Origin of the sequence: Corallococcus carmarthensis (assembly GCF_003611695.1) — a bacterium.
GTDB lineage: Bacteria > Myxococcota > Myxococcia > Myxococcales > Myxococcaceae > Corallococcus > Corallococcus carmarthensis.
The window spans coordinates 1-25,952 of the sequence record NZ_RAWE01000138.1 but is presented as its reverse complement, the minus strand read 5'-3'; the positions used below and the strand labels follow the sequence as shown (position 1 = coordinate 25,952).

27 protein-coding genes are annotated in these 25,952 nt (G+C 70.2%); 15 read left to right on the top strand and 12 right to left on the bottom strand.

Features of this window, described 5'->3' with window-relative positions; genetic code table 11:
- Together D7X32_RS29210 and D7X32_RS29205 are read left to right on the top strand one after the other, a co-directional pair.
- A partial coding sequence (locus tag D7X32_RS29210) for a hypothetical protein (protein WP_120605842.1) occupies positions 1-1,189 on the top strand: 1,189 nt, incomplete at its 5' end.
- Positions 1,190-1,286: 97 nt separating this feature from the next.
- The gene (locus D7X32_RS29205) at positions 1,287-1,880 is read left to right on the top strand and encodes a hypothetical protein (RefSeq protein ID WP_120605841.1); all 594 of its coding nucleotides are present in this window, start codon (positions 1,287-1,289) and stop codon (positions 1,878-1,880) included.
- Between the two features lie 7 nt (positions 1,881-1,887).
- Here the strand turns inward: D7X32_RS29205 and D7X32_RS29200 are convergent, their stop codons facing one another.
- A complete protein-coding gene (locus D7X32_RS29200) occupies positions 1,888-3,489 on the bottom strand; it encodes a sigma 54-interacting transcriptional regulator (protein ID WP_244239247.1) in 1,602 nt (533 codons plus the stop codon).
- 232 nt (positions 3,490-3,721) lie between these two features.
- Between D7X32_RS29200 and D7X32_RS29195 the strand changes: the two genes are divergently transcribed.
- The 4 genes from D7X32_RS29195 to D7X32_RS29180 all read left to right on the top strand — a co-directional run bounded on the left by D7X32_RS29195 (position 3,722) and on the right by D7X32_RS29180 (position 6,721).
- On the top strand, positions 3,722-4,276 hold the full coding sequence (locus D7X32_RS29195; RefSeq protein WP_120557013.1) for a peroxiredoxin: 555 nt from the start codon (positions 3,722-3,724) through the stop codon (positions 4,274-4,276).
- 6 nt (positions 4,277-4,282) lie between these two features.
- On the top strand, positions 4,283-4,810 hold the full coding sequence (locus D7X32_RS29190) for a carboxymuconolactone decarboxylase family protein (RefSeq protein WP_120605839.1): 528 nt from the start codon (positions 4,283-4,285) through the stop codon (positions 4,808-4,810).
- 114 nt (positions 4,811-4,924) lie between these two features.
- Positions 4,925-5,407, top strand: a complete 483-nt coding sequence (gene dps / locus D7X32_RS29185; RefSeq protein ID WP_120605845.1) for a DNA starvation/stationary phase protection protein Dps — start codon at positions 4,925-4,927, stop codon at positions 5,405-5,407.
- A gap of 39 nt (positions 5,408-5,446) precedes the next feature.
- The gene (locus D7X32_RS29180; protein WP_120605844.1) at positions 5,447-6,721 is read left to right on the top strand and encodes a pyridoxal phosphate-dependent aminotransferase; all 1,275 of its coding nucleotides are present in this window, start codon (positions 5,447-5,449) and stop codon (positions 6,719-6,721) included.
- A 25-nt stretch (positions 6,722-6,746) separates the two neighbouring features.
- Here D7X32_RS29180 and D7X32_RS29175 read toward each other — a convergent pair whose 3' ends face one another.
- Positions 6,747-7,442 (bottom strand): SIMPL domain-containing protein, encoded by a 696-nt coding sequence (locus D7X32_RS29175; RefSeq protein ID WP_120605838.1) that lies wholly within the window; start codon positions 7,440-7,442, stop codon positions 6,747-6,749.
- Positions 7,443-7,527: 85 nt separating this feature from the next.
- Here D7X32_RS29175 and D7X32_RS29170 point away from each other — a divergent pair, with 85 nt between their 5' ends.
- The 4 genes from D7X32_RS29170 to D7X32_RS29155 all read left to right on the top strand — a co-directional run bounded on the left by D7X32_RS29170 (position 7,528) and on the right by D7X32_RS29155 (position 11,178).
- Entirely contained in the window at positions 7,528-8,778 is a 1,251-nt protein-coding gene (locus D7X32_RS29170; protein WP_120605837.1) for an MFS transporter, read from the top strand.
- 148 nt (positions 8,779-8,926) lie between these two features.
- Positions 8,927-9,715 carry a hypothetical protein gene (locus tag D7X32_RS29165; protein ID WP_120605836.1) on the top strand — a complete coding sequence of 263 codons (789 nt, stop codon included), beginning with the start codon at positions 8,927-8,929 and terminating at the stop codon, positions 9,713-9,715.
- A gap of 197 nt (positions 9,716-9,912) precedes the next feature.
- Positions 9,913-10,674: a hypothetical protein gene (locus tag D7X32_RS29160; protein ID WP_120605835.1), complete on the top strand. Its 762-nt coding sequence runs from the start codon at positions 9,913-9,915 to the stop codon at positions 10,672-10,674.
- A 144-nt stretch (positions 10,675-10,818) separates the two neighbouring features.
- On the top strand, positions 10,819-11,178 hold the full coding sequence (locus D7X32_RS29155; protein WP_120605834.1) for a GFA family protein: 360 nt from the start codon (positions 10,819-10,821) through the stop codon (positions 11,176-11,178).
- Positions 11,179-11,185: 7 nt separating this feature from the next.
- Here the strand turns inward: D7X32_RS29155 and D7X32_RS29150 are convergent, their stop codons facing one another.
- The 5 genes from D7X32_RS29150 to D7X32_RS29135 form a co-directional block, all read right to left on the bottom strand.
- On the bottom strand, positions 11,186-11,626 hold the full coding sequence (locus tag D7X32_RS29150; protein WP_120605833.1) for a hypothetical protein: 441 nt from the start codon (positions 11,624-11,626) through the stop codon (positions 11,186-11,188).
- 37 nt (positions 11,627-11,663) lie between these two features.
- Positions 11,664-11,807 (bottom strand): hypothetical protein, encoded by a 144-nt coding sequence (locus tag D7X32_RS45600; protein WP_158625780.1) that lies wholly within the window; start codon positions 11,805-11,807, stop codon positions 11,664-11,666.
- A 20-nt stretch (positions 11,808-11,827) separates the two neighbouring features.
- Entirely contained in the window at positions 11,828-12,577 is a 750-nt protein-coding gene (locus tag D7X32_RS29145; RefSeq protein WP_120605832.1) for a DNA-3-methyladenine glycosylase family protein, read from the bottom strand.
- 62 nt (positions 12,578-12,639) lie between these two features.
- Complete coding sequence (locus tag D7X32_RS29140) at positions 12,640-13,128, bottom strand: hemerythrin domain-containing protein (protein ID WP_120605831.1); 489 nt, start codon at positions 13,126-13,128, stop codon at positions 12,640-12,642.
- A gap of 81 nt (positions 13,129-13,209) precedes the next feature.
- The gene (locus D7X32_RS29135; RefSeq protein WP_120605830.1) at positions 13,210-14,724 is read right to left on the bottom strand and encodes an FAD-dependent oxidoreductase; all 1,515 of its coding nucleotides are present in this window, start codon (positions 14,722-14,724) and stop codon (positions 13,210-13,212) included.
- 226 nt (positions 14,725-14,950) lie between these two features.
- On the opposite strand from D7X32_RS29135, the gene D7X32_RS29130 reads away from it, so the two are divergent.
- From D7X32_RS29130 to D7X32_RS29115, 4 genes are read left to right on the top strand one after another with little or no spacing between them, the layout of a single operon-like run.
- Positions 14,951-15,169: a hypothetical protein gene (locus D7X32_RS29130; RefSeq protein WP_120605829.1), complete on the top strand. Its 219-nt coding sequence runs from the start codon at positions 14,951-14,953 to the stop codon at positions 15,167-15,169.
- A gap of 4 nt (positions 15,170-15,173) precedes the next feature.
- Positions 15,174-17,288, top strand: coding sequence for an ATP-binding protein (locus D7X32_RS29125; RefSeq protein ID WP_120605828.1), 2,115 nt, complete (start codon positions 15,174-15,176; stop codon positions 17,286-17,288).
- Positions 17,285-17,695 carry a response regulator gene (locus tag D7X32_RS29120; RefSeq protein WP_120605827.1) on the top strand — a complete coding sequence of 137 codons (411 nt, stop codon included), beginning with the start codon at positions 17,285-17,287 and terminating at the stop codon, positions 17,693-17,695. The genes D7X32_RS29125 and D7X32_RS29120 overlap by 4 nt, the downstream gene beginning before the upstream one ends.
- A 30-nt stretch (positions 17,696-17,725) precedes the next feature.
- Positions 17,726-18,487 carry a GvpL/GvpF family gas vesicle protein gene (locus tag D7X32_RS29115; protein WP_120605826.1) on the top strand — a complete coding sequence of 254 codons (762 nt, stop codon included), beginning with the start codon at positions 17,726-17,728 and terminating at the stop codon, positions 18,485-18,487.
- A 3-nt stretch (positions 18,488-18,490) separates the two neighbouring features.
- Here D7X32_RS29115 and D7X32_RS29110 read toward each other — a convergent pair whose 3' ends face one another.
- The 5 genes from D7X32_RS29110 to D7X32_RS29090 form a co-directional block, all read right to left on the bottom strand.
- Positions 18,491-19,570, bottom strand: a complete 1,080-nt coding sequence (locus tag D7X32_RS29110) for a hypothetical protein (protein WP_120605825.1) — start codon at positions 19,568-19,570, stop codon at positions 18,491-18,493.
- Positions 19,567-21,438, bottom strand: a complete 1,872-nt coding sequence (locus D7X32_RS29105) for a motility-associated ABC transporter substrate-binding family protein (protein WP_120605843.1) — start codon at positions 21,436-21,438, stop codon at positions 19,567-19,569. Before D7X32_RS29105 ends, D7X32_RS29110 begins: the two co-directional genes overlap by 4 nt.
- On the bottom strand, positions 21,435-22,157 hold the full coding sequence (locus D7X32_RS29100; protein ID WP_120605824.1) for an ABC transporter permease: 723 nt from the start codon (positions 22,155-22,157) through the stop codon (positions 21,435-21,437). The genes D7X32_RS29105 and D7X32_RS29100 overlap by 4 nt, the downstream gene beginning before the upstream one ends.
- Positions 22,154-23,080, bottom strand: coding sequence for an ABC transporter ATP-binding protein (locus tag D7X32_RS29095; RefSeq protein WP_120605823.1), 927 nt, complete (start codon positions 23,078-23,080; stop codon positions 22,154-22,156). Before D7X32_RS29095 ends, D7X32_RS29100 begins: the two co-directional genes overlap by 4 nt.
- A 107-nt stretch (positions 23,081-23,187) precedes the next feature.
- On the bottom strand, positions 23,188-24,603 hold the full coding sequence (locus D7X32_RS29090) for a TIGR01777 family oxidoreductase (RefSeq protein WP_120605822.1): 1,416 nt from the start codon (positions 24,601-24,603) through the stop codon (positions 23,188-23,190).
- A gap of 32 nt (positions 24,604-24,635) precedes the next feature.
- On the opposite strand from D7X32_RS29090, the gene D7X32_RS29085 reads away from it, so the two are divergent.
- Entirely contained in the window at positions 24,636-25,601 is a 966-nt protein-coding gene (locus tag D7X32_RS29085; RefSeq protein ID WP_120605821.1) for an L-threonylcarbamoyladenylate synthase, read from the top strand.
- Positions 25,602-25,952: the final 351 nt, after the last annotated feature.

The window sequence follows — 25,952 nt, the reverse complement described above, 5'->3', positions numbered from 1 at the left end:
CCAGCAGGGCGGCCCGCGCCCCACGCCGGGCAGCTACCCCACCGCCAAGGACGTGGCGAACATCGCCGCGATGAAGGACCCCGTCGCGCGCAACCTGGCCATCACCCAGGGCTACCACGACCTGTCCGACGCCATGGGCACGCTCCTGGGCAAGGAGAACGCCAACTGGTCCACCTACGCGACGTGGGCCTCGAAGCAGGCCGGCGTGAGCATCCGCCAGGAGGACATGCCCAAGGCCTTCGTGGACGTCCTCAAGGGCGGCGGCGTCCTGGGCGAGGCCATGTCCAAGGTGGACGACCTGCTGCGCAAGCTGGGCCTGCCCGCCATGCCCACCGGCGACATCGCCAAGGCCGGCGCGGACGCGCTCAACAACGTCAGCAAGGCCATTGGCGACGGCAACCAGTTCGTCTTCAAGGAGGTGGGCCACGAGTTCGCCCGCTTCGTGGAGACCTTCCAGGGTGACACCCAGCTGGACCCCTCGAAGCTCCAGAAGTACCTGGACGGCTTCCCCAAGGACAAGCCGCTGCTCAAGGACGCCTTCGGCAACTACGCGAAGGCCATGTTCGAGAAGGACCCGAACAAGAAGGCGGAGCTGATGCTCCTGGCCAACGACACCGTGGGCCTGCACGAGCAGACCCAGCTCCAGGGCTACGTGGAGAAGGCGCTCAACGCGCCGGTGAAGGAGGTCTTCGCCAACATCCTCAAGAAGAGCATCGAGGCGGGCGCCAACGCCCTGCCCTTCCCCGCCAACCTCGCCGCCAAGGCCGCCATCAAGACGGGCGCGGTGGACCTGGTCGTCAACCCGCTGGTGGACAAGCTGGCCGGCGTGTTCCGGGGCATCGCCACCGAGCACATGATGAAGCTCGCGGTGCCCGGCGGCGCGCTCAAGCTGGGCAACGACCTGCCGCCCCCCGCGGGCATGGAGTCCACGCTCTTCCCGCCGCACCTGCGCACCCTCGAGAACCCGAAGCTGAAGGAGCTCCTGGGCCGCATGGACAAGACGCCCGACAGCCTCAAGGGCACCGCCGCGAAGGACTGGAGCAAGCTGGACCAGCGGATGAACTACATCGTGGACCTCTTCCGCTCGCGCCAGTCGGATCCGCACCTGTTCGACCAGCCCTTCGGCAAGGAGGCCCACTACCCCGTGGCGCCCTCCAAGCCGCGCCCGGTCGCACCCGCGGTGTCGTAGGCGCCGCTCCCACCCATGGGGGAAGTCCCGGACAGTGAATGCGCGGCGATAAGCTGCGTCCATCCGGGCATCCGAAGCACTTGAAGGAGCCTCCCCCATGGCGAAGTGGCTGCTGGCAACGATGGCGCTGTCCCTCCCGGCCCTGGCTCACGCAGGCGGTCCCCGCGGCAACAACCACGGGGAGCAGACCCGTGACCGCCAGGAGCTGCGGCAGGACGCGCGCGAGACCCGCGATGATCATCACGACCTGCGGCAGCTGGAGTCGCTGCTCTCCCGCTATGACTCCGCCCGGGGCCGCTCCGCGCGCCGCGACCTGCTCCAGGTGGAGGACGAGCTGCGCGGCTACGTGGCGTCGGAGCTGAGCGAGTCCCGCCGCGAGCTGTCCCAGGACAAGAAGGAGGCGCGCACCAGCGCCCGCGAGGTGCACCACGACGGCAACCGCTACGACGACCGCAAGGACCACCGCGACGACGTGCGCGACGCCCGCCAGGAGTCCCGCGCCCTGCAGCAGACGCGCTCCATCTCCCAGGAGCTCAACGGCCTCTACGGCCGGATGGACAGCGGCAGCCTCTCGCGCAAGCGCATGCTCATCGCCGACCTGGTCCAGCTCGCCCGCGCCGAGCAGTCCCAGAACCGCCAGGAGACGCGCGAGGACCACCGCGAGGCCCGCGAGGACAGCGGCTGGCACTGACGGTCCGTCACGCGTCCTCGGCGGCGGTGAAGCCCTCCAGCCGCGCGATGCCCAGCTTCTTCATCCGGCTCTGCAGCGTGGACGGCTTGAGTCCCAGCAGCGCCGCCGCGCCTCCCTCGCCGTAGACGCGGCCCCGGGTGAGCGTGAGCACCCGCAGGATGTGCTCGCGCTGCACCGCCGCCAGCGTGGGCACCTTCGCCCCCGCGGGCAGCGGCGCCGGGGTGTCCTCCACCGGCACCGCGGCCGGCACTTCCCTCACGCGCTCTCCCGGCAGGTCGAAGGACTGCGCCGTCAGCTCCTGGCCGCGCGTGAGGATGGTGGCGCGCTCCAGTGCGTTCGCCAGCTCGCGCAGGTTGCCCGGCCAGTCGTACGACGCCAGCCGCACAAGCCCCGACGCCATCACCCGCATGCCCCGCCGGCCCGTCCGCTTCGCCTGCTCCTCCAGGAGGAACACGGTGAGCTGCGGCAGGTCCTCGCGCCGCTCGCGCAGGGGCGGCAGGCGCAGGGGGAACACGCTCAGGCGGTAGAAGAGGTCCTCGCGGAAGCGCTTCTGCGCGATGGCCTGGTGCAGGTCCACGTGCGTCGCCGCGAGGATGCGCACGTCCGCCCGCACCGTCTTGTCGCTGCCCACCGGCTCGAACGCCTTCTCCTGGAGCGCGCGCAGCAGCTTCGCCTGCAGCTCCACCGGCAGTTCGCCAATCTCATCCAGCAGCAGCGTGCCCCCGTGCGCCATCTGGAAGCGGCCCGCCCGGTCGCGGTTCGCGCCGGTGAAGGCCCCCTTCACGTGGCCGAACAGCTCGCTCTCCAGCAGGCCCGCCGGAATCGCCGCGCAGTTGAGCGACACGAAGGGCTGATCCGCCCGCGCGCTCCAGCGGTGGATGGCCCGCGCCAGCCGCTCCTTGCCGGTGCCCGTCTCACCCGTGATCAGCACGGGCGTGTCCGTCTCCGCCACCTGCCGCGCGCGGAGGGACAGGTCGCGCATCACCGGGCTGAGCGACGTCTCCAGGATGCCTTCGGAGTCCCCGCCCAGCTGTGACTCCAGCAGCTTCGCGTGCTCGTGGTCCTGGCGGTGCAGCCGCTCCGCCGTCGCGCGCTGTTCCGCGCCCTGGAGCGCCGTGGCCAGCATCTGCCCGTACACCTCCACCAGGTCCACCACCGGCTGCGCGTACGTTTCACACTGCGCGCGGTCCAACGTCAGCACGCCGTAGCAGCGCTCCCCCGCGCACAGCGGCACCACCATGCACGCGTGCCCCGCGGGCAGGTCCAACACCCCGTCGAACGGGTCGCCGTCGCCGTGCGAGTGGTCCTCCTCCGTGAAGGCCCGCGCGCGCCGCGTCTCCAGCGCATGCTTCAGGGACGGGAAGTCCGCCAGCTGCAGCGAGTGCTTGCGCACCGCCTGGTTCGCCAGCGGGCCGCGCGCCGCCACCGCCTCCAGCCGTCCCTCCTTGAGCAGGAACAGCGTGGCCAGGTCGAAGGGCACCACGCGGGACACCCAGTCCAATCCCCGACGGAGCAGCTCTCCCACCCCCTCTTCGGTGGTTGCCAGCTCGACCAGCTCCCGAGCATCCTGCGTCACTTCCGGGTGGCGCCCCATCAGTTCATCCGGCATGTGTTAGCGATAATAGCGGCCCACCGAAATTGCAGTGGCAGAACACACCGGGATTTCGTTATGCACCATCCCGGCGTCACCGACCCGCCGGTGTAGATGACAGGGGATGAGATAAACCCCTGGAATCACGGCAGTTGAGTCACTGGCACGGTGGCTGCTTTATCCCGTAGCAACCACAACCTCTGGGGTGGACCACGGTGGCCCGCCCCCCATCCCCAAGGAGTCGAATCCCATGCTGACCGTTGGCGACAAGCTTCCGAACTTCAAGCTGAAGGGCACCGTGAGCCTGGAGAAGAACAAGGAGTTCCAGGACATCTCCAACGACACGTACAAGGGCAAGTGGACCGTCCTGTTCGCGTGGCCGAAGGACTTCACGTTCATCTGCCCGACGGAGATCGCGGAGTTCGGCAAGCACAACAAGGACTTCCAGGACCGCGACGCGCAGGTGCTGGGTCTGTCCACCGACAGCGAGTTCGTGCACCACGCGTGGCGCACGCACCACCCGGACCTGAAGAACCTGCCCTTCCCCATGCTGGCGGACATCAAGCGCGAGCTGTCCAGCGCGCTGGGCATCCTGCACAAGGAAGAGGGCGTGGCCCTGCGCGCCACGTTCATCGCGGACCCCGAGGGCATCATCCGCCACGTGTCCGTGAACGACCTGTCCGTGGGCCGCAACGTCAAGGAGACCGTCCGCACGCTGGACGCGCTCCAGACCGACGAGCTGTGCCCGTGCAACTGGCAGAAGGGTGAGGAGACGCTCACCACGAAGCTGCAGAAGGCGGGGTAAGGCACCATGGCTTCGCTCGAAGTCGTCCGCAGCGAGCTCGCGGACGCCCACAAGGACACCCGCCTCAACCTCTCCGCCGTACTGGAGGGGGGAAGCCTGACCCCCGAGCAGCGCTGGGGGACGGCCGTGGCATGCGCCTTCGCCGCCCGGAACGAGCGGCTGAAGGAGGCCATGCTGAACGAGGCGAAGCAGGCACTGGGCGACAAGGCCACGCCGGTCATCGAGGACGCGCGTGCGGCGGCCTCGCTGATGGCGATGAACAACGTCTTCTACCGATTCCGTCACATGGTCGGGAAGGAGTCGTACGCGACCAAGCGGGCCGGGCTGCGGATGAACCGGCTGGCCCAGGTGCTGACCAACAAGGTGGACTTCGAGCTGGTCTGCCTCGCGGTCAGTGCCATCAACGGCTGCGAGATGTGCATCCAGTCGCATGAGAAGGTCGTGCTGGAAGGCGGCCTCAGCGAGGAGCACGTGCACGATGCGGTCCGCATCGCGAGCGTCATCCACGCGGCGGCGGTTGGACTGGAGTCCTAGTCCCCTCGCCGTTATCTCTTGGAAGTGACTGGCGCCCTCCGGTGGAAGACACCGGGGGGCGCTGTCTTTTCGCTTCCGGCGTCCCACCCTCCACCCGAAAGGAACGTGTTCGTCATGGCCCTCTACAAGAGCCCGAGTCCCCTCTCCGAACAGGCCCGCACCGCCATCTCCGCCACCCTCAACGAGCGGCTGTCGGACGGATTGGACCTGCACTCGCAGATCAAGGTCGCCCACTGGAACATCAAGGGCCCGCAGTTCGCCGCGCTGCACCCGCTGTTCGAAACGTTCGCGGTGAGCCTGGCGAACCACAACGACTCCATCGCGGAGCGCGCGGTGACGCTGGGCGGGCGCGCGTACGGCACCAGCCGCCACGTGGGCAAGCACAGCCGCCTGCCGGAGTACCCGCAGGAGACCTCGCGCGACCTGGAGCACGTGAAGCTCCTGGCCGAGCGCATCGAGGTGTACCTCGCCGGCCTGCGCGAGAGCCGCTCGGCGGCCGAAGGCCTCAAGGACACGGACACGGTGGACCTCTTCACGGGCATCATCACCGAGTTCGAGAAGCACGCCTGGTTCCTGCGGGCCTCACTGGAAGGCTAAAGGCTGCACCGAAGCAGGGGGCGCGCTAGCGTGCGTGCCGTGAGCGACAGCGTCCCCCTGCATGCGTTTCGCACCGTGCCCCGCACGGGCGTCATCTTCGTCACCGCCGAGGCCACGCGCCGCGGCTACCGTCCCGGCGACCCGGACTGGTGCAACCTGGGCCAGGGTCAGCCGGAGACGGGGGATTTGCCCGGTGCCCCGCCGCGCGTGAACGCGGTGACGGTGGACATGGCGGACCAGGAGTACGCGCCCGTCGCGGGCCTCTGGGAGGTGCGGGAGGCCATCGCGGGGCTCTACAACCGGCTCTACCGCAAGGGGCTGCCCAGCCAGTACAGCGCGGAGAACGTGTGCCTGTCCGGCGGCGGCCGCGCGGCCCTCACCCGCGCCGCGGCCAGCCTGGGCCAGGTGAACCTGGGCCACTTCCTGCCGGACTACACCGCGTACGAAGAGCTGCTGGACGTCTTCAAGGCGTTCACCGCCATCCCCATCCTGCTGGAGGGCGAGCGCGGCTACGCCTTCACGCACGACGACCTGCGCCGGGAGATTCAAGGCCGCGGGCTGTCCGCGCTGCTCTTCTCCAACCCGTGCAACCCCACCGGCAAGCTGGTGCAGGGCGAGGAGCTGGCGCGGTGGGTGGGCGTGGCGCGCGAGCTGGAGTGCACGCTGCTCATCGACGAGTTCTATTCGCACTACATCTGGACGGGCCGCCCGGGCGTGCTGCCGGTGGAGAGCGCCGCGCGGTACGTGGAGGACGTGAACCGCGACCCGGTGGTGCTCTTCGACGGGCTCACCAAGAACTGGCGCTACCCGGGCTGGCGCATGACGTGGACCGTGGGGCCCAAGCAGGTCATCGACACGGTCTCCAGCGCGGGCAGCTTCCTGGACGGCGGTGGCAGCCGGCCGCTGCAGCGCGCGGCCATTCCCCTGCTCCAGGAGGACACGGTGGTGGCGGAGACGCGCGCCATCCACTCCACGTTCCGGGAGAAGCGGGACCGGTTCCACTCGCGGCTGGAGCGGCTGGGCATCCGCACGGACCGGGCGCCGGACGGGACGTTCTACGTCTGGGGCAACCTGTCCGGGCTGCCCGCGCCGCTCAACGACGGCATGGCCTTCTTCCGCGCCGCGCTGGAGCACAAGGTCATCACCGTGCCCGGTGAGTTCTTCGACGTGAACCCCGGCAAGCGCCGCGCGCGGGCCTCGCGCTTCCGCAGCTACGTGCGCCTGTCCTTCGGCCCGTCGTGGGAGACGCTGGACAAGGCGCTCCAGCGGCTGGAGGCGCTCGTGCTCAAGCACACGCCCGGCGCCACGCCGTGAGCAGAGCCATCCGGCCCCGAGCGCTTCAGGACTCGGGGGCCGGGTGCGACTGGAACTCCGCGGTGGCCATCACGAGCACCTTCTTGCGGTGGGACACGGGGAAGCCCAGCGCGGCCGTCCGCTTCACGCTGTAGCTGCCCGACGGGGCCATGGGCATCACGTCCTCATCCCCGCCGCCGCCATAGCCGCCGTGCCTGGCTCCGAAGGCCCGCGACTCCCAGGTGCGCTCGGAGAAGCGGTGCAGCCCGGCCAGCGTCACGCCCAGCCCGGCCGCCACGCGGCGCGCCTTCTTCACCGACTCGCGGGCCAGCGCCTCCAGCCAGTCCTGCCGGGCCTCCGGCTCGTGCGTGTAGCCCCAGCGCATCTCGCGCAGCGTCGCCTGCTTCAGGCCGGACAGCGCGGCGAGCACATCCCCCACCCTCCCCATGTCCACCAGGCGGATGCGCACCGTATAGAGGGCGGACGAGGAGCGCGTGAGCAGTCCCTCCGTCGTCTCCGCCTGCACCGACTGGAGGGTGAAGGCGGAGTCCTGCACGCCCAGCTCTCCCATGCGGCTCACCAGCGAGGCCACCTCCCGCGCGTTGGTGAAGGCCGCGTTGCCGGTGAAGAACGAGGAGGCCTTCACGTCCACCACCGCGTCCACGTGGTCCGCCTCCAGCTCGTGCTCGGCGGACAGCTCCACGACGATGAGTCCCGACTCGGTTGCGGCTCGCTCCTGCATGCGTCTCCCTGGGGGTGGTGACTGGAACGGCGAGTATAGGCCCGCGACGGACACCGGAGGGCGTGCCTATGCTCGCGCAACGACCATGCGACGCATCCCGTCCCGGCTGTGGCTGTTGTGCGCGCTGTACTTCGTGCAGGGGCTGCCCTTCGGCTTCCAGGTGACGGCGCTGCCCGTCTACCTGCGCTCGCGCGGCGTGTCGCTGGCCGCGCTGGGGTTCGCGGGCGCGCTGTCCCTGCCGTGGATGCTCAAGGCCCTGTGGGCGCCGCTGGTGGACCGCTACGGCTCCGCGCGCATCGGGCGCAGGCGGTCGTGGATATTGCCCATGCAGGCGGGCCTGGCGCTCGCGTGCGTCGGGGCCTCGTTCGCGGCGGGCCGGGACTCGATGCCGTTGCTGCTGGGCCTCATCTTCGTGATGAACCTCTTCGCCGCGACGCAGGACATCGCGGTGGACGGCTTCGCGGTGGACCTGCTGCGTCCGGAGGAGCTGGGCCCGGGCAACACCGCGCAGGTGGTGGGCTACAAGCTGGGCATGCTCACCGGCGGCGGGCTGCTGGTGTGGGCCAGCTCGCGCATCGGCTGGTCCGGGCTGTTCCTCGCCATGGCCGCGCTGTGTATGGCCGTCTTCACCATCGTCCTCTTCGTGCGCGAGCCGCCCCCGCGCGAGGCCGAAGGCCCGGAGTCACCGAAGCTGGACTGGCCCGCGCTCTGGGCCCGCATCAAGACCGCGCTCACCGTGCCGGGCACCGGGTGGCTGCTGCTCTTCATCGGCACGTACAAGCTGGGCGAGACGATGTCCGACGTCCTCTACAAGCCCTTCCTCGTGGACATGGGCTACACCCCCGGCCAGATTGGCCTGTGGGTGGGCACGTGGGGCACCGCCGCGTCACTGCTGGGGTCCACGTGCGGGGGGCTGCTCGCCGCGCGGCTGCCGCTGCTCCGGGCGGTGGCCCTCACCGGCGCGCTGCGCCTGCTGCCGCTCGCGGGGCGGTGGCTGCTCACGCGGGCGGGCGTCAGCGACGCGGGCGTGCTGGGCGTCACCCTCACCGAGGAGTTCTTCGGCGGCGCGCTCACCACGGTGATGTTCGCGTTCATGATGTCGCGCACGGACCGGCGCATTGGCGCCACGCACTACACGCTGCTGGCCAGCGTGGAGGTCGCGGGCAAGGCCCCCGCGGGGCCACTGGCGGGAGTGCTCGCGGATCCGAAGTACGGCAACCTGGGCTACGCGAACGTGTTCCTGCTGGGCGTCGCGCTGTCCGCCGCGTTCCTCGCGCTGCTCGCGCCCCTGCGCCGTCACGCGCCCGCCCCCACGGTCGCGCAGCCCGTCCCGTAAGAACTTTCCAGGCTCGCGACACGCTGATTCACGGGCGTGTCACCGGCGTGAGTGGCGTCAGGGGAGCGTGGTACTGGACACCGCGTCGTTCGCGGTGCTCCCCCTTGAACGCGCGCCCGTGACACGGGCCGCGAATGAAGAGGTCCCCATGAAGACCCTGCCGATGACGTCGCTGCTGAGCGGTCTGGCCCTGTTCGCCGCTCCGGCGGCGTTCGCCTCGTCCACCACCAGCATCCCCGCCTTCGAGGCGAGCATCTCCACGGCGCAAGGACCCAACAGCCCCGGCGGCACGCGCATCCTGCGCTCGGAGCTCAAGCCCGCACTGGAGGCGTTCATCTACGACACCGGCGGCGCCACGGGCGTGGACACCGCCGAGCGCGCCTACCTCACCACCCGCCTCAACGACACGCCCTTCCAGCAGTCACTGACGGGCACCGCGGCGAAGTACTACGCGGACTTCCACGAGCTGAACGACGCCACCTTCACGAGCTACCCGCTGTACCAGGGCTCCGTCGCCGGCACCGCCGCGTCGCTGTTTGGCGCCACCGGCCCGCTGGCGTCCAACGCGGACATCCGGGAGGGCTACATCCCCAACGGCCAGGGCATCGCCAACCAGTCCACGCTGGCCACCGCGTTCACCACCTACTTCGAGCCGCCCGTCGGCGCCTTCCAGGCCATCACCGTGAAGGAGCTCATCGAGAGGCTCGGTACCCCCATCAAGGGCAGCACCCCCACCGTGGACGAGGTGGAGGGCGCCGTGGCGTACATCACCCAGATCTCGCGCAACAGCAACCGGCTCTACGTCGCGGACTGGACCTGCCGCCGGTGCGGCTTTTCGCCGTGGAACACGCGGGGCTACGTCATCGCCGCGGTGAGCACGGACCGCCGCTTCGTGCGCATGGTCTCCGTGTGGACGGCGGACTACGGGAACGACTGAGGCGCCGCACCGCCGCGCGGCCCGCACCGTGAAAGTTTCCAGCCTCGCGACACGCTCCATCACGGGGGTGTCACGGGCGCGCGCGTCACCGGAACCTCACGCGGGCCGTGTCAGGGCCGCGTGGTACTCGCCACCGCGTCGTTCGAGGTTCCCCCCTGAACGCGCGCCCGTGACGGGCCGCGAATGAAGAGGTTCCCATGAAGACCCTGTCGATGACGTCGCTCGTGGGCGCGCTGGCCCTGCTCACCGCTCCGGCCGCGTTCGCCACGTCCACCACCAGCATCCCCGCCTTCGAGGCGAGCATCACCGCCGCGAAGAGCCCCAGCAGCCCCGGCGGCACGACCATCCTGCGCTCGGAGATCCGGACCGCGCTGGACGCGTTCCTCAACGACACCGGCGGCGTCTATGGCGTGGACAGCGCCGAGCGCGCCTACCTCACCACCCGCCGCAACGACACGCCGTTCCAGCAGTCGCTGACGGGCACCGCGGCGAAGTACTTCGCGGACTTCTACGAGGTGAACGACGCCATCTTCACGGGCTACCCGCTGTACCTGAGCCCCGTCGCCCAGACTCCCGCGGTGCTGTTCGGCGCTACCGGCTCGTTCTCTGGCGCGCGCATCCAGGAGGGCTACATCCCCAACGGCCAGGGCGTCGCCAACCAGCAAACGTTGGGCGAGGCCTTCAGCATGGCCTTCGGTCCGCAGGCCAGCATCTTCGAGCCCATCACCGTGCGGGAGCTCATCGGGCAGCTCAGCGCGTACAGCTACAACGTGGACGAGGTGGAGGGCGCCGTGGCCTACATCACGGAGATCTCGCGCAACAGCAACCGGCTCTACAGGACAGGCTGGAGCTGCCGCGGGTGCGGCGCCCCGGGCTACACGCAGGGCTTCGCCATCGCCGCGGTGAGCACCGACCGCCGCTTCGTCCGGATGGTCTCCGTGACGACGTACGCGGACTGACGTGACGCACCGCCGCAAGCGCGCCGGGAGGAACCTGCGCGCTTGCGGTCCCCACCGCCTCCGTTCATTGATGCGCGTCACACGCACCGGGTGGGCGGAGCGCATGCTCCGGCCCGGGCTTCACGCAGCATCGGAGAGAGCACCATGGCGGAGATGAAGACGTATACGGGTGGCTGCCACTGTGGACAGGTCCGCTACGAGGCGACCACGGACCTGGCGCAGGTGGTGAGCTGCAACTGTTCCATCTGCCACAAGCTGGGCGCGGTGCTGACGTTCGTCCCGCCGGAGCAGTTCAAGTCCCTCTCCGGCGCGGACCACGTGAAGTCCTACCAGTTCAACAAGAAGGTCATCAACCATCTGCACTGCCCCACCTGCGGCGTGGAGTCCTACGCCACCGGCAAGGGCCCGGACGGCAAGGACATGTTCGCCGTCAACCTGCGCTGCGTGGACGGCGTGGACCTGTCCACCCTCAAGCCCTTCCCCTACAACGGCCGGGACGCCTGAGCCGCGCCTACGCCCTGCGCGCGCGCCACATCAGGCCGGCGACGAGGACCGCCGCGGAAGGAGCGGCCCACGGAAGGGACCTCCGCAGCCGGTGCTCCCAGACGTCCACGCGGTCCGCCAGGAGCAGCAGCATCCAGTGGCCGGGCTTGTGGTCCGGCTTCGCGTAGGCCGCCTTTCGAATCCAGCCGCTCAGCCCCTTCGGAGGCTGGGCGGTGCCGAACACGGGCGGCATCTGCTTGCGGCCCGCGTGCTTGAACACCGGCACGTCCGCGTGCTGGAGCGCGATGGGCACGCGCGCACCCGCCAGCGGTTTGGGCGCCGTCTCCATGGGGACGCCCGGGCGGTTGGCGGGGTCCTGATCCACGGCCTGCGGCGGCTTTGCCTTCGCCCGTGACTTCGGGGTGCCGTTCTTCGCGCGGCGCGGTCTCTGCGGCGTCTTCTGGGGCATGACGTGCCTCCTGTTGCGAGCGGATGAAGTCAGCCGTTCACGCGTGGCCGTGCGGCATGAGGACGCACTTCACGCAGCCGTCGCGCTTCTGCGCGAACAGGCGGTAGGCGTCCGGCGCCTGCTCCAGCGGGAAGCGGTGGGTGATGCAGACGTCCGGGCCCTGGTACGTGAGTGCACGCATGCGCGGGAATTCCTCCGTCCCTAACGGGTGGGGACGCCCGCGCGGTAAGACAAGGGACGGTGCGCGCCCGGCCCTCGCTCGGCTAGCTGGCCTCCGGCGGTGCGAAGGTGCCTACGGGCAGATTCCGCCGCCCGCCACAGGTACCAGCTCACCACGCTGCGGAAGGGACGCCAGCGCTCGCCGTAGGCCAGCAGCGCCTTGGGCTTGGGCTGTTCCTTCAGGCCGTTGAGCACCATGAAGCCCTTGCGCACGCCGAAGTCGTCCACGGGGAGGATGTCCGGACGGCCCAGGCGGAAGATGAGCAGCATCTCCACGGTCCACTGGCCAATGCCGCGCACCTGCGTGAGGTGCTCGATGAGGTCCGCGTCGGACATGCGGCGCACGCGCGCGAGCGTCGGCACCGTGCCGTCCACCGTCTTGCGCGCCAGGTCCTGGATGGCCAGCAGCTTGTTCGCGGACAGCCCGGCCTCGCGCAGCGTGGCGTCCGGGAGCGCGAGCAGCTTCTCCGGGGTGAAGCCCTTGCCCTTCCCCACGCGCTCGCAGACGCGCCCGAAGATGGTCGCCGCCGCGCGGCCGTGGAGCTGCTGGTAGACGATGGAGTGCGCCAGCGCCTCGAAGGGGCTGTGCAGCGGGCTCAGCTCCAGGCGGAACGGGCCCACCGTCTTGAACAGCTTGCCCAGCGTGGGGTCCGCGCGCACGAGGGCGCGGCGCACGGCGGGCGTATACGCATCCGGAAGCATCACAGGGGTGGAAACAGGAGCGCGCGGCATGGACCGCATGCTGCCCGGCCCCACGCCACGCGCAACCCCTGTCTTGCTTCGGACGCGGCGCGCTAGATGGGCGCGGCGTGCTCCGTCTCCTCCGGCACGTCGTTGCGGGGCTCGCCCTCCATCAGGACGTCGTATTCCTCCTCCAGTTGGATGCCCAGGTCGTCCAGCTGATCCTTGGTGAGGATCTTCCGCGCGGCCTTGAAGAGGTCCTTCTCCTCCTCCTCGACGTGGTGCTCCACCTGCTCCTGGAGGACCTTCATCTTCGCGTCGAACTCCTCGTCCGACGGCTCCATGTCCAGCAGGTCCGCGATGAGGCGCTTGACGGCGAGGTGCTCTTCGACGGCCTCGCGCAGCTCGTCCTCCGTGTCGTCCTTCTTGATCGCGGGATAGAGGTACAGCTCTTCAATCTTCGCGTGCGCGCCCAGCCGGTCGGCGATCTGCTCGAAGAGCTCCTGGCGCTGCTCGTCGTCGTGATCCTTCAGCTTTTCGTACTTCTTGAAGAGCTTGGACACCTCTTCATGCTGCTGCTTGATCAGCTCCAGCGCGTTCATTCTTGCCCCCAATGAATGAAATGGACGTGCTGATAGATGGGGGCGGGCTCGCTCGAAGGGAAGCCCACCCACACACACTTCTCACTTCACCGGAAGCTTCCGCGACGGCAGGTCCTTCATGGCGGGGCCGTTGAGCACACGGCCCGTGGGGCTGAAGCGGCCGCCGTGACACGGGCAATCCCAGGAGCGCTCCGCGTTGTTCCAGTGCACGTGGCAGCCCAGGTGCGTGCACACCGGAGACACGGCGTGCGGCGTGCCGTCGTCCTCGCGGTACACGGCCACCTTGCGGCCCTCCACCTCCAGGATCTTCCCCTCGCCCGGCGCGACGTCCGCCAGGTGGTGCCCATCGGGCTTCGCCAGCCGGTCCGCGACGAAGCGGAAGGCCACCTCCGCGTTCTCCTGGATGAAGTCCTTGGCGCCCGCCTTGGGCTTCACGCGGCCGGCGTCGTACAGCGCGGCATAGGGGTTCTCGTTGCCGAGGATGCGGTCCGACAGCACCATGCCCGCGAGCGTGCCGAACGTCATGCCCGTGCCGGAGAAGCCCGTGGCCACGTACACGTGGCGGCTGCCCACGTTGCGGCCGATGAAGGGCAGCCCGTCCACGGGCTCGATGACCTGGCCGGACCAGCGGTGGGTGATGCGCTTCACGGGGAGGTGCTCGCGTGCGTACTCCTCCAGCGCGGCGAAGCGGGAGGTGGTGTCGTCCTCGCTTCCGACCTTGTGATCCTCACCGCCCACGATGACGTGGGGCACGCCGTCCACCCGCTGCGTGCGGATGTAGTGATACGGGTCGCGGCTGTCGTAGTACTGGCCCGGCTCCAGCGAGCCTTCCAGCGGGGCCGCCACCGCGTAGGTGCGGTAGGCGGAGAGCTTGGTGTGCATGGCCACGCGGTTGAGCGGCGTGGTGGTGGCCTCCACCACGGCCTTCGCCGTCACGGTGCCCTTCTCCGTGACGACGCGGCAGGGCGTGCCGTCGTGGAGGTCCACGACCTGGGTGTTCTCGAAGAGGTGGCAGCCGTCGCCCGGGATGCGGTCCGCGAGCGCGAGCAGGTACTGGCGCGGGTGGAACACCGCCTGATCCTCCACGCGCAGCGCGCCCTTCACGAGAAAGGGCAGCGGCACCTCCTTGGTGAAGGACGCCAAGAGCCCCGCCTGTCGCGCGGCGGAGACCTCATGGAGCAGCTCGCGCAGCTCGGCTTCCGTCTCCGCGTAGCGGAAGCCCGGCACGCGGGTGAAGCCGCAGTCGATGGCGAGCGTCTCCACCAACGAGGCAATCTGTTCGATGGCGGCCCGGCTGGAGGACGCGGCCAGGTGGGCGCCCTTCTCACCGAAGTCCTTCAAGAGCGTGGTGTACGGCGTGTCCAGCAGTTCCGTGAGGTGCGCGGTCGTCTGTCCCGTCTGCCCGGAGAGGACGCGGTGCATCTCCAGCACGGCGACCTTCTTGCCGGCGCGCTTGAGCAGCCAGGCCGTCGTCAGGCCCGCGATGCCTCCCCCGATGATGGCCACATCCACGTCCAGGTCCCCAGGGAGGGAGGGGAAGTCCCGGGGAGGCGTGGTCACCGTCCAGAGGGATTTGTGCTGCCGCTCGTCGTTCATGAAGAAAGGCTAGGAATCCGCTCCCCCGGGCATAAGCCACGCCTGCCGAGCCCTGCCCGGTTGGCTGCCCAGCGCCGGGTGTATGCGATCCAACAGAGCCCCGCCCCGGGTGTTGGTCAGTCAGGGGGCGGGCGTGGACGGGACTGGGGTCCGGGGACGCCAGCGCGTTAGAACCCGCCCTGGACCCGAAGGTTCGCGCCGGGCGGACCCAAGGAGCATGCGCCGAATGCCCGTGGAACGCGTGGCTGGTGGGGCCAGCCTGGTGGACGTGCTGGACCGCCTGCTGGACAGGGGCTTGCGCTTCGACACGCTGGCCCTGGAGGCCCTGGGCCGCGCCACTCCTTTGGAGGGCGAGACGCGCATCGTGGTGGCATTTTCGGAGGTCCGCACCGCAGACTCGCCGGAACGCGGCCGTCCCCCGCGTCCCCCTTCACCCGGAGCGTAAGGTCGTGGCGTCTCCAGCCCCGCTGCCCCCCGCCGAAGCCGATCCCGGGGCGCGCCTCGTGCTCGCCGAGCACCTGCTCGCCTGCGAGTCCGCCGTCGCCTGCGCACGAGCAGTCGTGGAGTGGCTCGCGCGCAGGCATGGCGCGCCGGCCGCCTGTCTGGGCCCGGGGGATGGCGCTGCCGCGTCCGTGTGCCTGGCCAGCGAAGGGCTGACGGTCGCGCAGCAGGCCTCGCTGACCCGGGCGTGGGATGCGCCCGGCTCGCCGCTCGCCGCCTTCCGCACCCGCCCTGGAGCGCGCGGGCTGGCGGCGGACGCGCTGGAGGGCGCGGTGATGCCGGGCGGGTTCTTCGCGGTGCCGCTGGGCCGGTCCGGAGCGCCCGCGGCCGCGCTGCTGGTGGTGGGGCTGCCCGGCCCCACCGTGCCGGAGGACGTGGCGTGGGTGGCGTCGTCGGCGGGGCCGCTCCTGGCCCGGCAGCTGGCCTCGGATGCGCGGGGGCCGCGCCGGCCGGAGCCGGACCGGCTGCTCCGCCGGGTCATCAACGCGGTGTCGGATCCGGTGCTGCTCACGGACACGGAGGGCACGCTGCTCTTCGCCAACGGCCGCGCGGAAGGGCTGCTGGTGGCGGGCCCGGACGCGAGCCCCGGCCGCATGCGCGCGGTGGAGCTCAACCAGCGCCTGTTCCGCGAGACGCTCGCGCAGGGCGGCACCGCGGTGCACCGGCGCGAGGTGCCGCTGGTGGATCCGCTGGAGGGCATGGACCTGCTCTTCGAGCTGGTCACCACGCCGGTGCTGGCGCCGGACGGGCCGTCCGTGGTGGTGAGCGTGCTGCGCAACCTGACGGACCTGGGCCGCGCCACGCAGGCCCTGGGAGAGAGCTACCGGCAGCTGCGCGCCACGGAGCGCGAGGCCCGGAGCGAGCGCCACCGCCTGGACCGGGTGCTGGACTCGGTGGCGGACCCCATCATCCTGACCGACCCCACGGGCGGCATGGTGATGATGAACGACCCGGCCGAGCGCCTCTTCGCGCTGCCCCGTGAAGAGGGTCCCAGTGGCGAGGCCCACCTGCGCCGGGTGCGCGCCAACGACGCCCTCTTCGCGTCCTTCCTCGCCAACCTGCTGGGGCCGGTGAACGCGGGCGTGTCGCGCTGGAAGAGCCAGCTGACGCTGGATGACCCGTCCACCGGCGCGCCCGTGCCCATGGAGGCCATGGCCAACAAGGTGCTGGGCGACGGGGGCGAGCTGACGGGCATCGTCACCGTCTTCCACGACCGCACGGAGGTGCTGGAGCGGGCGCGGCTCTTGGAGCGCGTGAAGGAGGTCTCCAGCGAGCTGGAGGCGCGCGTGCAGTCCGCCACCGCGGAGCTGGCGGAGCAGAACGAGCTGCTGCGCCGGCAGGCCATCCAGCTGGAGCAGGCGAGCGCGGCCAAGTCGCAGTTCCTGGCCAACATGTCGCATGAGTTCCGCACGCCACTCAACGCCATCCTCGGCTACACGAACATGCTGCTCCAGGGCGTGTCCGGAGAGATGACGCCGCCGCAGCGCCGCAACCTCACGCGCATCGACTCCAACGGGCGGCACCTGCTGGAGGTCATCAACGAGATCCTGGACATCACCCGCATCGAGGCGGGGCGGATGCCGCTGCACCTGTCGGACTTCGGCATCCCGGAGCTGCTCCAGGAGGTGATGGCGGAGATGGACCCCATCATCGCGCGCAGCAAGCTGACGGTGGAGACGCAGTTGGATGAAGGGCTGCCGGGCGTGTGGAGCGACCGACAGAAGGTGAAGCAGATCGTCCTCAACCTGTTGTCCAACGCGCTGAAGTTCACGCACGAGGGCGGCGTGCACGTGGCGGTGGAGTATCAAAACGCCACCGGCACCGTGGCCATCTCGGTGAAGGACACCGGCATCGGAATCGACGTGTCGAACCAGGAGAAGATCTTCGAGGACTTTCAGCAGGTGGACAGCTCGCCGACGCGGGCCTATGGGGGCACGGGCCTGGGCCTGTCCATCTGCCGCCGCCTGGCCGCGATGTTGGGGGGACGCGTCTCCCTGCTGAGCGCCCCGGGCCAGGGTTCGACCTTCACCCTGCACTTTCCAAGACGCGCGAGACGGACATGACGAACACCCCGGAAAAACCAAAGCCGCTCGTGCTGGTGGTGGACGACTACCAGGATGCCCGGGAGATGTACGCGGAGTACCTGGAGTTCTCCGGCTTCCGCGTGGCGGAGGCGAAGAACGGCCAGGAGGCGTTGGACAAGGCCTTCGAGCTGGTGCCGGACGTCATCCTGATGGACCTGTCGCTGCCGGTGATGGATGGCTGGGAGGCGACGCGCCGGCTGAAGGGCGACTCGCGCACGAAGGGCATCCCGGTGGTGGCGCTCACGGGGCATGCACTGAAGGGCCATTCGGAAGACGCGAACGAGGCCGGGTGTGATGCGTACGTCACCAAGCCGTGCCTGCCGGACGCGCTGGTGGACCAGGTGAAGAAGATGATTGCCCGGCGCGAGGCGGCATCCGCGCGCTGAAAGCCGTTTCTGCATGGAGGTGGGCCCGTCATGACGGCGAAGACCCAGGCGGAGTCCTCGCGGGAGGGACGGTCGCACTACCTCTACGGTGTCGTGCGCGAGGACGGCGGATGGACGCCGGAACTGGCGGGGCTGGGTGACGCCCCGGTGCGCATGGTGCGGGAGGGAGGCCTCACGGCGCTGGTGTCCGACGTGGCGGGCCCGCGAGTGGTGCCCACGCGGACGCACCTCTTGATGCACCAGCGCGTCACGGAGGCCGTGGTGCGCGAGCACACGCTGGTGCCGGTGGCCTTCGGGACGGTGCTGCCGTCGGAGGAGCGCGTGCGGGAGCTCTTGCGCGTGGCGCGCGCGCCTTTGACCCGCGCGCTGTCGGAGCTGGAGGGCCGGGTGGAGCTGGGGCTGAAGGTGTACTGCAACGGCGACGCGCTGACGCGCCAGTTGGAGCAGCAGCAGCCCGGACTGGCGCGCGGCGCTTCCGAGCCCGAGGAGGACCACGAGGCGCGGTTGGAAGCGGCGCTGCGCGACTGCACCCTGAAGGACCTGGACGGCTTGAAGGCGGGCTTGCGCCCACTGGCGGAGGCCACGCATGAGGCGCCGCCGCTGGGTGAGCGGATGATGCTCAACACGGCCTGGCTGGTGGACCGCACGCGGGTGGCCGCGTTCGAGGCGCGGGTGACGTCCCTGGTGGCGCGGCTGGACGCGTACACGTTCCGGTTCACGGGGCCGTGGCCGGCATACAGCTTCGTGGACGTGCGGCTGGACGTGGAAGCGGCGGACTCCGCCACGCCGTGAGCCTCAGCGCGGCGCGGTGAGCTTCACGGCGTCCTCGGCGAGGAGCTCCAGCCCGCCGCCCATGCGCGCCCATCCGGGGGTGAACTCCGTGCGCGCGTACCACGAGTTGTCGGACGCCTTCGCCATGGAGAGCTCGCCCACGGTCTTGCCGCCGCGCTGGTACTCCACGCGGAAGGCGGGCGTGGGGGCAAGGCCCGGAGGGGCTTCGCCCCGGCCCAGGAAGTCCACGGGGGTGAGGCGCCACAACCGGTCGTGCCAGTTGCGGGCGAAGTCATCCGGAGTGGCCGGGGCGTCCACGGGCGACAGCTGCACGGCGCCTGGGGGTTTGCCGCTGGCGACGAAGGCGCGGGACGTGGTGCCGGTGGTGATGACGACGCGGTCGAAGCCGTCCACGTCGAAGGTGTGAAGGCGCCGGTCCACGAGCCGGCTGGCGGCGGCCTCCAGGTCCGTGAGCTGCGCGGGGCCGAGGAGGAAGACGTGCCCGTCGGACGTGCGTTGGAGATAGGGCGCGCCCCAGCCAGACGCGGGCGCGGCGAGGCGGAACGTCCTGGGTGTTCCATCGAACGTGAGCGTCAGGCCGCGCTCCGTCTTCGCGAGGCCGATTTCGTTGAGCTTCGTGTCGTCCAGCACGCCCAGGTCCCGCTGCGCGCGCAGCGGAGCGAAGCGGGCAAACAGCTTCTGCGCCACGTCATTGCCACGCAGCTCGCGAGGCGGAGGCACGGGAGCAGGGCTCGCGGGTGTCCCCGCGTCCGTGTCCACGGTGGCGAGAGCGCCCGCATCCATCCCGGCATCTCCCGGACCGGGCCGCGCCACACCCCCATCCGTCGTTCCAGGTCCGACCTCCGGCTTCGCGGGCTTGCTGCCCAGGCGGACCCAGACGGTGTCGCGGTCCTGGGGGTCGCGGAACAACTCCACGAAGCGCGCCTCCTCGTCGTAGCGGATGCGGTCGAGCGCGCTCGCCTGCGCGTCCTCCACCGTCACCTCCCCCGGCGCACGCGAAGGCTCGCGCTGCCACACGAGGAACGCGGCCACGAGGGCCACGCCCGCCAGCACTCCCTGCACCGCCACGTCGCGCGCCTTCATCGCGCACCTCCCGCCACCGCGGTGCTCCGGGGCGCACGCCGTCCGCGCCGCCGCGTCACGAAGAAGCCCACCGCCAGCACCACCACCGGCATCCCGAAGACCGTCGCGTAGAACCACACGACGTCCTGAGAGCGCGTGTGCTGCAACGGCACGTCCTCCTCGCTCGTCGTCACGCCGGAGAGCGCCTCCTCGCCGGAGAGCCAGCGCAGCGTGTCCACCGCGAGATACGCATTGCCCACGTTGCCCAGGATGCCGTCACCCAGCGCATCCGCGTCCGCCATCACCACCGCGCGCGGCGCGGGCTTCCCCTCCCCCGCCGGCCGCTCCACCGCCACCACCAGCGGCCACGCCTTCTTCGCCTCACCCGGCTCCGGCTCGAAGTCACCGTTGCGGTCCGCGAACGTCTCTCCGTGCGCGCGCACGCTCGTGTCCAGCAACACGCCGGGCACGGGCGGCGTCACCGGCTCCAGCGCCACCGCGCCCACGAACGCCACCGCGCCCTGCGAGCCCAGCGCGGACAGCGACGTCACCGACGGGTGCGAGGAGAAGCTCGCCGTGCCCAGGTTGCCCCGGTCGCTCTGCTGACGCGTGGTGCGGAAGAACACGCGGTCGTTCGCCAGCGGCACGCGCAGCGATTTCAACCCCATGGGCTGGAGCAGCGGCTCCAGCGCCGCGCCATCCGGCTCCAATGCGATCCACAGCCGTCCGCCCCGCTCCCAGTACTCGCGCAGCGCGGTGGCCTCCTCCGGCAACAGCTCACGCGTGGGCCCCAACACCGCCACCATCGCCGCGTCGCCCGGCACCGCCGAGCCCAGTCCCTCCGCCACCGTGAGCGTGCGCACGTCCACGTTCTGAGAGCGCAGCAGCTCCTTGAACTGCGCCACCGACGGCCGGGCCGCTTCTCCTGGAACGGGCCGCGTATCGGCGCGCTCACCATGACCTCCCGTGAGGTAGACGATGCGACGGGGCTTCGCCACCGCCAGCAAGCGCCGCTGCACCTCCGCGTCCAGCCGCTGGAGCTGACCGCGCGCACGCTCCGGATCCAGGCCCAGCGTGAGGATCTCCTTGCGGTCCCCTCGCGACAGCACCACCGAGCCGTTGTTGCTGACGCCCAGCGCTTTGCCGCGCGCGGGCTCCACTGCCTGATCCAACGACTCCACGCCCAGCTGCGGACTCTCCGGTTCCAGGTCGCGGAAGTACTGCCGCACCGCTTCACCCACCTCGTTCGCGGGCGGGAAGAAGAGCGTCACCTGGAGGGGCTCGTTGAGGCCCCGCACCAGCTTGCGCGTCGCATCGCCCGCCTTCGCGGTCCGGAAGTACGACAGGTCCCAGGTTGCATCCGCCTGCGTGGCCACGTACGTCGACGCGAACGCGAACACGACGACGAACGCCACGCCAAGACCGGAGAACAGCGCGCTTCGCACCCGGCCCGTCTCCGGCACCGGCGCTCGCGCCATCGCCATGAGCGCGGCCTCCACCATCGCCAGCGGCACGAGCGAGCACAGGAGCAGCGCCGGGAACAGCACCGCCAACACTCCCGACACCCGGGGCGCAGAACGCGACAGCGGCTCACCGAAGAGCGCCGTCCCCACGTCCCCCTTCACGAAGTAGAGCACCAGCGCGGCCAGTCCCACGACGTACAGCGTGAGCACCCACCGCTCCAGCGCGCGCCGCTCGGGAGGCGCGGCGATCATCCGCACCGCTCGCCACGCCGTCGCGGCCATCACGACAGCAGTGCCCAGCGCGGCCAGCGCCACACGGCCGGAGCCCACGCCCAGCACCCGCTCCGCGAGGAATACGGAAATGAGCCCCGCGACGAACGCCCCCGTCGCGGCGAGCCCCGTCCCGAAAGAAGCCGGCGTGCTCATCGCCACCTCCGCGCTTCCAGCACCCGTGTCGCCGCGAACAGCGCCACGTAGGTGACGACCAGGTAATAGACGACGTCCCGCACGTGGATGAGCCCTGCCTGGAACGGGGGGAAGTGCTGGTTCCACAGCGACATCGCGCTGAAGACGTCCGACATCGGCTGCTCGGTGATGCGCGCCAGGAGCCAGCACAGGATGAGCGCCACCAGCATCACCGCGGAGAAGATGGCCGCGAGCAGCTGGTTCTTCGCGAGCGACGAACCGAACGTGCCCACCGCCAGCGACGCGCTGCCCAGCAAGAGCAACCCCAGGTAGCCCGCCGCCACGTGCCCGAAGGACACCTTGCCGTTCACCAGCACCAAGAGCGGCATGTAGAGCGTGAGCAGCAGGTACAGCGCCAGGAACGCGAGCCCCGCCAGGAACTTGCCCAGCACGATGTCCCGGTCCCGCACAGGCGACGCGTACAACAGTGGCAGCGTGCCCGTCTGGCGCTCCTCCGCGAGCAGCCGCATGGACACGAGGATGGCCGCCACGATGGTGAAGCCGCTGGAGTAGTAGAAGAAGCCGGACAGCACCTCCGCGGAGCGCTTGCTCGCGCCGCCCAGGGCGTACGCGTTGAAGAACAGTCCGTTCACCGCGAGGAGGATGGTCAGGATGACGTAGCCGCTGAGCGTGCGCAGGTAGCCGGCCAGCTCGCGGCGCGCAATCAAGAGCGCCTTCACGCCCGCACCTCCTGCCCGTGCGTCAGGCGCAGGAACAGCGCTTCCAGTTGCCCCTCGTTCGCGTCCAGTCTCAGGAGCTCCAGGCCCGCGCCCACCACCGCCCGCGCCACCTGGGGCCGCAGGTCCGGCGCCGCCGCGACCTTCATGCCCAGCACCCCACCCGCTCCTTCCCGTACCTCCACCGCGCCGAAGCCCTGCAACGCTTCGAGTGCCCGGGCTTTGTCGCCCCGCACCTCCAGCACGATGGACGGGCCGCCCAGGCTTCGCGACAGCTCCTCTTCACTGCCCTGCGCCAGCAGCGTGCCCTTGTGGATGATGAGCAGCCGGTCACACGTCTGCGAGATCTCCGGGAGGATGTGGCTGGACACGAGCACCGTGTGCGCGCCCTTGAGGCCTCGGATGACGTCGCGCATCTCGACAATCTGGAGCGGATCCAGGCCGCTGGTCGGCTCGTCGAGGATGAGCAGCGCGGGCTTGTGCACCAGGGCCTGCGCCAGTCCCACGCGTTGGCGGTAGCCATGGCTCAGCGTGGAGATGACCTCGCCGTGCACGTCGCGCAGGCCGGTCTTCTCCTCGGCCTCTCCGACATGGGACGCGGTGGCCTTGGCGGGCACGTCGCGCAGCCGGGCGACGTAGGCCAGGTACTCGCCCACCGTCATCTCCTCGTAGACGGGGGGCACGTCCGGCAGGTAGCCGATGCGCTGGCGCACCTCATGGGACTGGCTCACCACGTCGTGCCCGTCGATGACGACGCGGCCTGAGGTGGGCAGCAGCACGCACCCGAGAATCTTGAGCGTCGTCGACTTGCCGGCGCCATTGAGGCCCAGGAAGCCGATGACCTCACCCTGGCCGATGGTGAAGGCCAGGTCCCGGATGGCCGCGTGCTCGCCGTAGAACTTCGTCAGCCCTTCGACCTGGATCATCAGGACTCCTCGACGCGAGGGGGAAGCGGCGCACTTCTGTCGCCCCTCCCGAGGAGTGTCAAGCACCGGGCGCGCCGCAATGGACGACAGGCGCCGCCCCAACGGGCTCACCCGTGGCGGTATTCCGCGCCGTCGGTGGTCCGGCCCAGCGTGAAGCGCAGCGCGGCCTCCAGGTCGGGCAGGAGGAAGGGGAAGCCATGGGCCTGGGCCACGCCAGGCAGGGCGTGCGTGCTGGACAGCAGGGTCTCCTCGCCCATCTGGCCGAACACGGTCTTCACCACGGCGGCGGGCAGCGGGAACACGGAGGGACGGTGGAGCACCTTGCCGAGCACCTTCGCCAGCTCCCCCTGTCGCACCGCGTTCGGGGACACGGCGTTGACGGGGCCCTGGATGGACGGGTTGAAGAAGGCGAACTGGATGAGGCCCAGCACGTCCTCCAATGACACCCAGCTCATCCACTGGCGTCCGGACGCCACGGGCCCACCGCCGCCCGCCTGGGTCGCGAGCGCCAGCTTCGCCAGCGCCCCGCCGCGAGAATCCAGCACGACGCCGATGCGCAGGTGCACCACGCGGATGCCCGCCTCCTGGGCTGGCGCGGTGGAGGCCTCCCACTGGCGCGTGACGTCCGCGAGGAAGCCATCGCCGGAGGAGGATGCTTCGGTGAGCTCTTCTTCGCCCCGGTTGCCGTAGTAGCCGACGGCGGAGGCGCAGATGAGCACACGAGGCTTGCGGGTGGCGCGGGCCAGGGTCTCCGACAGCAGGCGGGTGCTCTGCGTGCGGCTCTTGAGGATCTCCTGCTTGCGCTCGTCGGTCCACCGGCCCTCGCCCACGTTGGAGCCGGACAGGTGCACCACCGCGTCCACGCCCTCCAGGCCCGCCGCGTCGACGGTGCCCTTGTCGGGAGCCCAGGAGATGTCACCGCGAGCCGGGTTCGCACGGCCACGCACCAGCCGCTTCACGCGGTGGCCGCCAGTGGAGAGGAACGCGGACAGCGCGGAGCCCAGCATGCCGGACGCGCCACCAATGGCCACGGTGAGCGGGCCCTGATTCGCGAAGGCGGCATGGCGTTTCAGGTCCATGCGAGTGAGGTTGTGGCGGTACGAAAACATGTGCTCCAGGCGCTTTCGCGCATAGCCACCGCCGAAGGTGTCCCCGAGCGTCCCCACGGGCAGCTCGTACTGGATGGCGTCCTCCAGGATGGAGGCATGGGCGCCCGCGGGGTTCATGCGGTGGTCGTGGATCCACTTCGCGAAGGGGCCTTCACGCTGGGTGTCCTGGAAGGAGGAGCCCTCCACGTAGGCGGTGTGCTCCGCGACCATGCGTTGGGGAATGGGGCCCAGGTGGAGCTTCACGACGACGCGGGCGCCGGGGCGGATGCCGTCGCCGGAGCGGTCCACGACCTCGGCCGTCTCCCAGGGAGGCGACAGGCGTTCGAAGGCTCCCTCGCGGGTGTGCCAGGAGAAGAGGTCGGCGGCGGGGACTGGCATCTGGCTGCGCGCATCGAAAACGTGCGACTTGCCCATGGTTTCTCCTGGGGAGACAGTGCGGCCCGAGCATGCTTACTCCCGACCTCCTCGACCGTGCAGTCGAATTGCTGCGACGCGGCGGTGTCATCGCCCTGCCAACAGAGACGGTCTACGGGCTCGCGGCCAACGCCGAGGACGAACTGGCCGTGCGTCGTGTTTTCGCCATCAAGGGCCGGCCCGCGACCCATCCGCTCATCGTCCACATCCCGGGAGCGGAGCACCTGTCCGAGTGGGCCCGCGTGGTGCCGGACGAAGCGAAGGCGCTGGCGAAGGCCTTCTGGCCGGGGCCACTGACGCTGGTGCTCCCGCGCACGTCGAGGGCCACGGACGCGGTGACGGGAGGCCAGGACACGGTGGCGCTGCGAGTGCCGGGACACGCCGTGGCGTTGGAGGTGCTTCAGCGGCTGGGCGGAGGCGTGGCCGCGCCAAGCGCCAACCGCTTCGGACGGGTGAGCCCGACGACGGCGGAGCACGTGCAGCGAGATTTGGGCAGCGACGTGGATCTGGTGCTGGACGGAGGTCCGTCCACGGTGGGCGTGGAGTCGACCATCGTGGACCTGTCCTCCGGCGCCCCGGCGATTCTCAGACCCGGAGGTCTGGCGACGGAGGACGTGGAGCGCGTGCTGGGGCGTAGGGTGCCGGTGCGCACGTCCGCCACGGTGCGCGTATCGGGTTCGCTGGCATCACACTACGCGCCCCGGGCGGGCGTGGTGCTCGCGGAGCCGGATGAAGTCGTGCGGCGGGTAGAGGCACTGCGTGCACAGGGATTGCGCGTGGGAGTGCTGGGCCCCGCGTCACTGTCATTGCCTGGCGATGTGCAGCGCTTGGATGTGCCAGGGGAACCGGCGGAGGCCGCGCGGGTGCTCTATGCCCGGCTGAGGGAAGCCGACGAACAGGGCCACGACGTGCTCGTGGCCTGTCTACCCACCGCGAGCGGCCTGGGCATCGCCGTGCGAGACCGGCTGTCACGCGCGGCGGCTCCCCGCGAGGGCTGAGCATCCAAGCGACTGGAAATGGGTGAGCAGGGCTACTGAGTGGAGTCGCACGCATGCCCCCGACACAAAGACGCTCGCCCCCAATGCAGGGGAGTTCATGATCTACGTAGGCGACGATGGAACGTCCCGGGTCCACGTCCGGATTGAGGAAGGGTAAGCGTTCACGGGGTCTGGCGACCGCGAGCGTGAATCAGGTCCCGGGCAGCAGCGATGGTGCGGGAGTGCCGTGGAGATGGGCTTCAAGGGACGCAGTGAGAGCGTCGAGCACGTTGCGCTCCTGCTTCCTGAGGCTCATCACGGCCGTGAGGATGCGCTCGACGAAGCGGCTGCCGTCCTCGCTCTGGGTGCCAA